Origin of the sequence: Serratia sp. 506_PEND, assembly GCF_001076875.1 — a bacterium.
Lineage (GTDB): Bacteria > Pseudomonadota > Gammaproteobacteria > Enterobacterales > Enterobacteriaceae > Serratia > Serratia marcescens.
This window is the reverse complement of record NZ_JVEL01000039.1, coordinates 1-9,827: the sequence shown is the minus strand read 5'-3', so window position 1 is coordinate 9,827 and position 9,827 is coordinate 1. Positions and strand designations below refer to the sequence as shown.

The 9,827-nt window shown below is 63.1% G+C and carries 11 protein-coding genes; 7 read left to right on the top strand and 4 right to left on the bottom strand.

Going from position 1 to position 9,827, the window contains the following annotated elements; translation table 11 throughout:
- Positions 1-340, top strand: a 340-nt coding sequence (locus ADK28_RS01295) for a LysR substrate-binding domain-containing protein (protein WP_048794673.1), incomplete at its 5' end; no start/stop codon positions are given.
- A 29-nt stretch (positions 341-369) separates the two neighbouring features.
- On the opposite strand, the gene blaSRT is transcribed toward ADK28_RS01295, so the two are convergent.
- Complete coding sequence (gene blaSRT / locus ADK28_RS01290; RefSeq protein WP_033640466.1) at positions 370-1,506, bottom strand: SRT/SST family class C beta-lactamase; 1,137 nt, start codon at positions 1,504-1,506, stop codon at positions 370-372.
- A gap of 206 nt (positions 1,507-1,712) precedes the next feature.
- On the opposite strand from blaSRT, the gene ADK28_RS01285 reads away from it, so the two are divergent.
- Complete coding sequence (locus ADK28_RS01285; RefSeq protein ID WP_016927880.1) at positions 1,713-2,594, top strand: LysR family transcriptional regulator; 882 nt, start codon at positions 1,713-1,715, stop codon at positions 2,592-2,594.
- Here ADK28_RS01285 and ADK28_RS01280 read toward each other — a convergent pair.
- Positions 2,591-3,622 carry a Mal regulon transcriptional regulator MalI gene (locus ADK28_RS01280; protein WP_033640467.1) on the bottom strand — a complete coding sequence of 344 codons (1,032 nt, stop codon included), beginning with the start codon at positions 3,620-3,622 and terminating at the stop codon, positions 2,591-2,593. The genes ADK28_RS01285 and ADK28_RS01280 overlap by 4 nt on opposite strands.
- Positions 3,623-3,845: 223 nt before the next feature.
- Here ADK28_RS01280 and malX point away from each other — a divergent pair, with 223 nt between their 5' ends.
- Positions 3,846-5,465, top strand: a complete 1,620-nt coding sequence (gene malX / locus ADK28_RS01275) for a maltose/glucose-specific PTS transporter subunit IIBC (RefSeq protein ID WP_033640468.1) — start codon at positions 3,846-3,848, stop codon at positions 5,463-5,465.
- Complete coding sequence (locus ADK28_RS01270; protein ID WP_033640469.1) at positions 5,458-6,639, top strand: MalY/PatB family protein; 1,182 nt, start codon at positions 5,458-5,460, stop codon at positions 6,637-6,639. Before malX ends, ADK28_RS01270 begins: the two co-directional genes overlap by 8 nt.
- Before the next feature lie 32 nt (positions 6,640-6,671).
- On the opposite strand, the gene ADK28_RS01265 is transcribed toward ADK28_RS01270, so the two are convergent.
- The gene (locus ADK28_RS01265) at positions 6,672-7,040 is read right to left on the bottom strand and encodes a hypothetical protein (RefSeq protein ID WP_033640470.1); all 369 of its coding nucleotides are present in this window, start codon (positions 7,038-7,040) and stop codon (positions 6,672-6,674) included.
- Positions 7,040-7,633 (bottom strand): NUDIX domain-containing protein, encoded by a 594-nt coding sequence (locus ADK28_RS01260; protein ID WP_033640471.1) that lies wholly within the window; start codon positions 7,631-7,633, stop codon positions 7,040-7,042. The genes ADK28_RS01265 and ADK28_RS01260 overlap by 1 nt, the downstream gene beginning before the upstream one ends.
- A 96-nt stretch (positions 7,634-7,729) precedes the next feature.
- Between ADK28_RS01260 and ADK28_RS01255 the strand changes: the two genes are divergently transcribed.
- From ADK28_RS01255 to ADK28_RS33385, 3 genes are all read left to right on the top strand, one after another.
- A complete protein-coding gene (locus ADK28_RS01255) occupies positions 7,730-8,485 on the top strand; it encodes a DeoR/GlpR family DNA-binding transcription regulator (RefSeq protein WP_033640472.1) in 756 nt (251 codons plus the stop codon).
- A 136-nt stretch (positions 8,486-8,621) separates the two neighbouring features.
- Entirely contained in the window at positions 8,622-9,620 is a 999-nt protein-coding gene (gene add / locus ADK28_RS01250; protein WP_016927887.1) for an adenosine deaminase, read from the top strand.
- 108 nt (positions 9,621-9,728) lie between these two features.
- Positions 9,729-9,827, top strand: a 99-nt coding sequence (locus ADK28_RS33385) for an AAA family ATPase (protein ID WP_048794672.1), incomplete at its 3' end; no start/stop codon positions are given.

Below are 9,827 nucleotides of genomic sequence, written 5' to 3'. Positions count from 1 at the left end.
CCATTGCCTGCGCTACCGTTTTCCCGGCAGCGGCAAATTGGAACCCTGGTATTTCAGCCGGCACGGCGATGAGCGGGCGCTGGACGTCAGCGGCAGCTTGATCTTTAACGAAGATCGGCTGATCAAGGATGCGGCGTTGGCGGGGCTGGGTATCGCACAGCGTTTTCAGGGCACGGTGTTGCAGGAGCTGGCGCAGGGCGATCTGGTGGAAGTGCTGCCGGAGTATGCCAGCGAGGCATCGGGATTTTTCATCTACTTTCCCGCCGGCAGGCATCTGCCGCTCAAGCTGCGCGCCTTTATCGACTTCATGCGCGAGCGGCGAGATCGACAGCACCGGTAACAGGGGCGCCCCGACGGCGCCCCCCACGATCAGCGCTTATCCAACGCTTGCACGATGCGGTAAGCCGCCTCGACCCGATCGTCGTTCGGGAACCATTTGTTGGCCAGCATCACCACGGCGATATTCTTCGCCGGGATAAACACCGCGTAGGTGGAGAAACCGCCGGTAGAGCCGGTTTTGTTATACCAGCCGGCGCGCAATTCCGGCTGCGGCGGCGTGATGGCGGTAGCCGGCGTGCCGTTCATGATCATCCCGGCGTTGTTGCCCTCGATCAAACGAGACAATTTCACCGGGTACGGGTAGTTCTCCCACATCAGATCCTGCGTGAACGCGCCCGCCTTGTAATAACCGACGTGCGTCGCGGTCAGCGCCTCGCGCCACGGCTGCGCGACCTTCACCTGCTGCAGGTTGGCGTCCAGATAGCGAATCAGATCGCGAGCGTTGGACTTGATGCCGTAAGACTCGGCGTCCAGCGGGCCGGGATTGACCCGCACCGGCTTATCGTCCTTGTTGTAGCCCTGCGCATAGTTGGCCATCTGCGCCGCCGGCACCTGAACGTAGGTGTGGCGCATGCCCAACGCCGGCAGCATCCCCTGCTCCATCGCCTGGGTAAACGGCTGGTCGAGGCTCTTGGCGGCGATCATGCCCAGCATGCCGATGCCGAGGTTGGAATAGACGCGGTAGCTGCCCGCCGGATGTTTCGGCTGCCAGGCCCGGTAGTAGGCCATCAGTTGGGCGTTGTCGGTCACGTCGTCCGGCACGAACAGCGGCAGGCCGGAGGTATGCGTCGCCAGATTCAGCAGGCTGACGCCGTCGAAGGCGCTGCCGCGCAGCTCGGGCAGGTAGCGGCTGGCCGGATCGTTGAACGACAGCTTGCCCTGCTGCTGCGCATAGACCGCCAGCGTCGCGGTGAAGGTTTTGCTCAGCGAGCCCACTTCGAACAGCGTCTGCTCGGTGATCGGTTTGCCGGTCTGCTTCGAGGCGACGCCATACGGGTAAATCTGCTGTTTGCCGTCGACCGACACGGCGATCGCCATGCCCGGCACGCCATATTTTTTCATCAGCGGCTGAATAACGGCGTCGATATCCTGCTGCTGCGCGGCGTGCGCGGTCGGCAAGATCAGTGCGGCGATCAGCGCGGCCGCCAGGCGGTTCATTTTCGTCATGATAGAAGCTCTTCGGTTGCAGGGCATCGGCCGCGGCCAAAAGTTTTTATTGGCGTCATGCTCGGCGCTTTCCCTGGTTGATGATGTCATTCCTTTACGGCTGCCGCGACGCTCTCAGCAGCCGCGCCAAATATCGGATTTTGCCGTCGGGTTGACAAGCGATAATAATTTCAGCCAGCATAAAGAAAAACTTATGGCTATCGACAATGCGCAACCGACTTCCCCTCAACGCCCTGCGGGCGTTCGAATCCTCCGCCCGCCACCTGAACTTCACCCGCGCCGGCCTGGAGCTGCGCGTCACCCAGGCCGCCGTCAGCCAGCAGGTGCGCATGCTGGAAGAACAGCTGGGCATTCAGCTGTTCCGCCGCCTGCCGCGCGGGTTGGATCTGACCGAAGAGGGCCAGGCGCTGCTGCCGGTGTTGAGTGACGCTTTCGACCGCATCGAGGCGGTGCTGCAGCAGTTCGAAGGCGGGCATTTCCACGAGGTGCTGACGGTGGCGGTGGTCGGCACCTTCGCCGTCGGCTGGCTGATGCCGCGGCTGGCGGCGTTCCGCGCGGCGCATCCGTTCATCGATCTGCGGGTGCTGACCCACAACAACCTGGTCAATCTGTCGGCCGACGGCATGGATTTCGCCATCCGTTTCGGCGAAGGTCTCTGGCCCGCCACCTGCAATATCAAGCTGTTCGACGCGCCGCTGACGGTGCTCTGCCCGCCTGCGGTCGCCGCGCGCTTGCGCACGCCGCAGGATCTGCAGCACGAGCAGCTGATGCGCACTTACCGCAAGGATGAATGGGAGCGCTGGTTCACGGCTGCGCAGGTGACGCCGTGGCGGATCAACGGACCGGTGTTCGACTCATCCCGGCTGATGGTGGAAGGCGCGATCCAGTGCGACGGCGTGGCGCTGGCGCCGGTCAGCATGTTCCGCCGCGAACTGGCCGCCGGTGCGCTGCAGCGGCCATTCGCCGCCGAGGCCGCGCTCGGCGCCTACTGGCTGACCCATTTGAAATCGCGGGATCTGACGCCGGCGATGAAAACCTTTATCGGCTGGATCCGCCGGGAGGCGGAAGAGGAACAGCGGCGGGACTAGGCGGAGCCGCGCCGGATCAGCGTCGGCGGCAAAATGACGTTCTGCGCCGGCAGATCGGCGTCACCGATGCGCTGCAGCAGGCGCGCGGCGGCGCTGCGCCCCACTTCCCGCGCCGAGCTGGAGACGAAGGTCAGCGGCGGCTCGGTCAGTTCGGCCTCCGGCACGTCGCCGAAACCGATCAGCGCCACCTGCCGGCCATAGTAGGCGTCGACCCCGTCCGAGCCGATGCTGCGGCCGCTGCGCGTCAGGCCAAAATAGGCGCCGAGCGCCACCGACGCCTTGTGGCAGACGATGGCGGTAATATTCGGGTAGTGGCGCAGCAGTTGCTCTGCCGCTTCCGCCGCCTCACGCTGCCGGCAATCGCACTCGACGATCCATTCGCTGCGAAACGGCAGGCCGTACTGCACCAGCGTGGCGCAAAAACCGCCCAACCGCTCGGCGCGCGTCAATGAGTCGCTCTGGCCGCCGAGGTAGGCGATTTGGCTGTGACCGCGTTTGATCAAAAATTCGGTGGCCAGCTTGGCGGCCTGCATATTGTCCGGGCGCACCACGTCCACCCCATCGAGACCGCTGGAGCGCGCCACGCAGACCAGCGGCACGCCCTGCTCGGCCGCCTTTTCCTTCAGCCCAGCCGCCGCGCGGATGCCGCCCGCCAGCACGATGCCGTCGACGCCCTGCGCCAGCAGCGCGTCAAACGCCCGCTGCAAGCCCTGGCCGTCGCGCCCGCTCTGGGTTAAAAACAGCAGCTTGTCGTGCGCCTCCAGCGCTTCGCTCAGCCCGGCGGTCATTTCGGCATAGAAGGGTTCGCAGATGTCGCGCAGAATAAGGCCAATCACTCCGGACTCCCCGCCGCGCAGCGTCGCCGCCTGGCGATTGCGCACATAACCCAGCTGCTCTATCGCCTGATTGACCTTCTCGGCGGTGGTCGGCGAAATGCGCCCCTTGCCGCTCAACACCAGGGAAACCGTGGTGACCGACACGCCCGCCTGCTGCGCCACATCGGTGATGGTGATTTTTTTGATGCTCATAGTCTCTGCGAACCCGTTCCTGGGCAACCCGCGCCGTAATGATCAAGGGTATACCGAATCCGTTAGCTCAGTAAAACGTTTTACTGCCTACCGCATTGTCGCCAAAAACCGGGCGGCAGATTTGTGATTGGCGGCGCATTTTTGCTAGGTAAAACGTTTTATCTTCTTTTTACCTAATCAGAAGTCCCCTTTTTGCTCGTCTTTTCGCCAGGAGAAGTCGGTTATGTCAGCAGCCAACAAACCCAAAATCACCCTCTGGGAGTTCTTCCAGAGCCTGGGCAAAACGTTCATGTTGCCCGTCGCCTTGCTCTCTTTCTGCGGCATCATGCTGGGGATCGGCAGCTCGCTGAGCAGCCGCGACGTGATCACCCTGATGCCGTTTATCGGCCACCCGATCTTCCAACTGATCTTTACCTGGATGAGCAAGGTAGGCTCCTTCGCCTTCAGCTTCCTGCCGGTGATGTTCGCCATCGCCATTCCGCTGGGCATGGCGCGCGAAAACAAAGGCGTCGCCGCCTTCTCCGGTTTCGTCGGCTTCGCCGTGCTGAATCTGGGCACCAACTTCTACCTGACCGCCGCCGGCGTGCTGCCCACCAGCGATCCGTTGGTGCTGAAAGCCAACAATATCCAGAACATCCTCGGCATTCAGTCGATCGATACCGGCATCCTCGGCGCGGTGATCGTCGGCATCATCGTCTATCGCCTGCATGAACGCTTCCACACCATCCGCCTGCCGGACGCGCTGGCGTTCTTCGGCGGCACGCGCTTCGTGCCGATCGTGACCACCGTGGTGCTGGGGCTGTGCGGCCTGGTGATCCCGCTGATCTGGCCGTGGTTCGCCGCCGGCATCACCGGGCTGGGTTGGGTGATCAACAGCGCCGGCGCCTTTGGCCCGATGCTGTTCGGCACCGGCGAACGCTTGCTGCTGCCGTTCGGCCTGCAGCACATTCTGGTGGCGCTGATCCGCTTTACCGAGGCAGGCGGCACGATGGAGGTGTGCGGCCACAGCGTCAGCGGCGCCCTGACCATCTTCCAGGCGCAGCTCTCCTGTCCGACCACCACCGGCTTCGCCGAGAGCGCCACCCGCTTCCTGTCGCAGGGTAAAATGCCGGCGTTTCTCGGCGGCCTGCCGGGCGCGGCGCTGGCGATGTACCACTGCGCCAAACCGGAGAACCGCCATAAAATCAAAGGGCTGTTGATTTCCGGCGTGGTGGCCTGCGTGGTTGGCGGCACCACCGAGCCGATCGAGTTCCTGTTCCTGTTCGTCGCGCCGTTCCTGTATCTGATCCACGCGCTGCTCACCGGGTTGGGCTTTACCGTGATGGCGCTGCTGGGCGTGACCATCGGCAACACCGACGGCAATATCATCGACTTCGTGGTGTTCGGCATTCTGCACGGCACCGCCACCAAGTGGTATCTGGTGCCGGTGGTGGCCGCCGTCTGGTTCGTCGGCTATTACGCCATTTTCCGCTTCGCCATCCAGCGCTTTAACATCAAAACGCCGGGCCGTGAGAGCGACAGCGCCGTCAGCCAAAGCGCGCCGAGCGGCGCGGTGGGCAAATCCGGCTACAATGTGCCGGCGATTTTGGCGGCGCTCGGCGGCCCGGGCAACATCATTACGCTGGACAACTGCATCACCCGCCTGCGCCTGTCGGTCAACGACATGAGCCGGGTGGACGACGCGGCGCTGAAAGCCAATCGCGCCATCGGCGTGGTGCATCTCAACGACCACAATCTGCAGGTGGTGATCGGCCCGCAGGTGCAATCGGTGAAAGATGAATTAGACTCACTGATAGCCACGGCGCAACCTGCCGCGGCGCTGCAGGGAGCCACCCATGTTTGATTTCTCCACCCCGATCGACCGCCACGGCACCTGGTGCACCCAGTGGGACTATATCGCCGATCGTTTCGGCAGCGACGACCTGCTGCCGTTCACCATCTCCGATATGGATTTCGCCACCGCGCCGTGCATTCTCGAGGCGCTGCAACAGCGCCTGCAGCACGGCGTGCTGGGCTACAGCCGCTGGCAGCACGAAGATTTTCTCGGCGCGCTGCGCCACTGGTATCAGCAACGTTTCAACGTCGCCATCGACACCGCAACGGCGGTGTACGGCCCTTCCGTTATCTACATGGCGGCGCAGCTGATCCGCCAATGGTCCGTACCGGGCGACTATGTGGTGACCCATACCCCGGCTTACGACGCCTTCTACAAGGTGATCCTCGCCAACCAACGCCAGCTGCTGGCCTGCCCGCTGCACAAGGCCGGCGACGACTGGCGCTGCGACATGGCGCACCTTGAGGCGTTGCTGGCGCGGCCGCAAACCAAGATCCTGCTGCTGTGCAGCCCGCACAACCCCACCGGCAAGGTGTGGCGCCGCGACGAGCTGCAGCAGATGGCCGAACTGTGCGAGCGCCACGACGTGCGCGTCATCAGCGACGAAATCCACATGGATATGGCATGGGGTGAACACCGCCATACGCCGTGGAGCCAGGTGGCGACCGGCGCCTGGGCCTTGCTGACCTCCGGCTCCAAGAGCTTTAACATTCCGGCACTGACCGGCGCCTACGGCTTTATCAGCGACGACGCCAGCCGCGAAGCCTATTTCCAGCAGCTCAAAGCCCGCGACGGCCTCTCCTCACCGGCGGTGCTGGCGGTGGCGGCGCACGTGGCCGCCTATCGCCACGGCGCACCCTGGCTGGACGCCCTGCGCGACTATCTGCAGGATAATCTGACCTACGTCGCCGAGCGGCTGGAGCAGGCGTTTCCCGCGCTGGGCTGGCGCCCGCCGCAGGCCACCTACCTGGCCTGGATCGATCTGCGGCCGCTGGCCGTGGACGATCGGGCGCTGCAGCAGGCGCTGATCGAGCGCGAAAAGGTGGCGATCATGCCGGGCTTTACCTACGGCGAAGAAGGCCGCGGGTTCGTGCGCCTCAACGTCGGCTGCCCGCGCAGCAAGCTGGAAGCCGGCATGGACAAGCTGATCGCCGGGTTGAGGTTGGTGCTGGACGAGCAATAGCGCGAGGGGGCGAGCCTCTGCCCGCCCCTCCGTTACGCCTGAACAGACGGGATTTCCTCCAGATGACGATAGACCGTCAATCCCCATTCGTTAGCCAACCGCACGTCGTTATCGGCCCCCGCAGACGCCCCTTCGATGCGATACACCGCCTGACACTGCGCAATCAGTCGGTGAGCCACCGGATAAAGAAACGCCTCGCTGACCGCATCGCCAACCTGAGTGGAACCGGCCGCGGCCGCCAAAGGCAGCGCCAGCCACTCGCCGATCACCGGCACGTGCCCCCGCTGGTAAACCGCCAGCGCCGCCTGTTCCAGGCGCGCCAGATTGGCGGCGATACGCTGCGGATCGCCATCGGTGCCGCTGCGATAGGGGCCGGCGATCAAGATTTGTTGTGCTTTCATCATTCTTCCTCCAACGTCCGGTTCAAGGCGACAAACTGCAGCAGCATGATGGTTTTGGCGTCAACGATCGTACCCTGACGAACCGCCTGCAGGGCCTGCGCCAGCGGCAGCTCGAGCACCTCCAGATCCTCGCCCTCCGCCGCCAGCCCGCCGCCCTCGTTGAGGCGATCGTTCGCCTGATATTCACCGACGAAAAAGTGCAGCTTTTCGGTGACCGAGCCAGGGCTCATGTACGCCTCAAACACTTTCTCCACGTTATGCACGAAATAGCCGGTTTCCTCTTCAACTTCGGCGCGGATGCGCGCCTCCGGCGACGCGTCGTCCAACAGCCCGGCGGCGGCCTCAATCAGCATGCCGTCATGACCGTTGACGAACACCGGAAAGCGGAACTGGCGCGTCAGGATCACCGTTTTCGCCTGCCGGTTGAACAGCAAAATCACCGCGCCGTCACCGCGATCGTAAGTCTCACGGCTTTGCCGTTGCCAGACGCCGTCGCGCCGCAGAAAATCAAAGGTGTTTTTTTTCAGCAGGTACCAGTCATCGGACAACACCCGGGTTTCGACAATGCGAACCCTGTCTTTGGTGGCTATCATCGGTTTACTCCGCCAGAGGAAGGAAATTGATACTATCGTGCAGTTTCGTGTATGATCAAGATATTTCGTGCATAGGAAGTTTGAGAGGAAATGGCCATGTTGACCAGCCAACGCAAGAAGATCATTTTGGAAAAACTGGCCCAGGATGGTCAGGTCTTGGCCAAACAGCTCAGCGAGATGTTCGGGCTGTCGGAAGATACGGTCCGGCGCGATCTGCGTGAACTGGACGCCGAGGGGTTGCTGCAACGGGTGCATGGCGGTGCCCTGCCGGTTTCTTCCGCCATCGCCAGCTTCGCCGAACGCAATCACTTGGAATCCGGCGCCAAACGCGCGATCGCCAAAGCGGCGGCGGCGCTGATCGCCCCCGGCCAGGTGGTGATCATCGACGGCGGCACCACCTCCGCAGAGCTGGTCAGGCAACTGCCGGCCAACCTCAACGCCACCATCGTCACCCACAGCCCCAGCGTCGCCGTGGGGTTGGTCGATCACCCCACCGTCGAGGTGATCCTGATCGGCGGCCGGCTGTACAAGCATTCGATCGTCAGCGTCGGCGCCGCCGCCGTAGAAGCGATGTCGCATATCCGCGCCGATATTTATTTCATGGGCGTGACCGGCGTGCACCCCACTGCAGGTCTGAGCACCGGCGATCTGGAGGAGGCCTACATCAAACGCGCGCTGGCGGCCCGCGCGGCGGAAACCGTGGTGCTGGCCTCCGCCGCCAAGCTTAACGCCGCCTCGCAGTATGCGATCGGCGATATTACGCTGGCGCACACCGTCATCGTTGAGCGGGCTACCGATGACGCACTGATCGCGCCGTTGCAGCAGGCGGGCGTCAGCGTGTTGAAAGCCTGATTCGCGACGATAATGCGATATATCGCGCATTATTTGTGATTCACATCACTTTTTTATGCAACGAGATGGCAAGTTTCATTCATTTGTTTTTATACTGTTCTGCACTTTACCTACGATAAATTAGCGAGTGCCCAGCATGATCGATCCCCGCCTACCGCTTACCGACATTCACCGCCATCTCGACGGCAACATCCGCGCGCAGACCATTCTCGACCTCGGTCGCCAGTTCAATCTCGCCCTGCCGGCCAATGATTTGGAGAGCCTGCGCCCGCACGTGCAGATCACCCATGCCGAACCGGATCTGGTCAGCTTCCTGCAGAAACTGGACTGGGGCGTGGCGGTGCTGGGCGATCTGGACGCCTGCCGCCGGGTGGCTTACGAAAACGTCGAGGACGCTGCCAACGCCGGCCTGCACTATGCCGAGCTGCGTTTCTCCCCTTACTACATGGCGATGAAGCATCAACTACCGGTCGCCGGCGTGGTGGAAGCGGTGATCGATGGGATCCGTTCGGGCTGCCGCGATCGCGACATCGACATTCGCCTGATCGGCATCATGAGCCGCACCTTCGGCGAGGCCGCCTGTCTGCAGGAACTGGAAGGATTGCTGGCGCACCGCGACGGCATTACCGCGCTGGATTTGGCGGGCGATGAGCTGGGCTTCCCCGGCAGCCTGTTCCTCAGCCACTTCAACCGCGCGCGCGACGCCGGCCTGCGCATCACCGTGCACGCGGGCGAAGCCGCCGGCCCGGAAAGCATCTGGCAGGCGATCCGCGAGCTGGGCGCCGAACGTATCGGCCACGGGGTGAAAGCGGTCGAAGATCCGGCTCTGATGGACTTCCTGGCGGAACACGGCATCGGCATCGAATCCTGCCTGACCTCCAACATCCAGACCAGCACCGTGCCGTCGCTGGCGCAGCATCCGCTGGCCACCTTCCTGCGCCACGGCGTGCTGGCGTCGATCAACACCGACGATCCGGCGGTTCAGGGCATCGAGATCGAGCATGAATACCGCGTCGCCGCGCCGCAAGCCGGGCTGACGCCGGAAGAAATCCGCACCGCGCAGGAAAACGGCCTGAAGCTGGCCTTCCTCAGCGAGCAGGAAAAACAGGCACTGCGCGCCAAAGTTCAAGGCTAATCTCCCAAGGCGCCAAACGGCGCCTTCTTCTCATCCCCCGTTTTCTTCGCCTGCGCGTCTTTATCGCTGTTTTCACTCCATCACTCTGTTGCAAGAGAGGAATTCCGCATGTCTGACAAACTACGCCGCATCGTGCTGACCGGCGGCCCGGGTTCGGGCAAAAGCACGCTCATCGACGTTCTTCATCGCCGAGGCTTTCCGCACTCG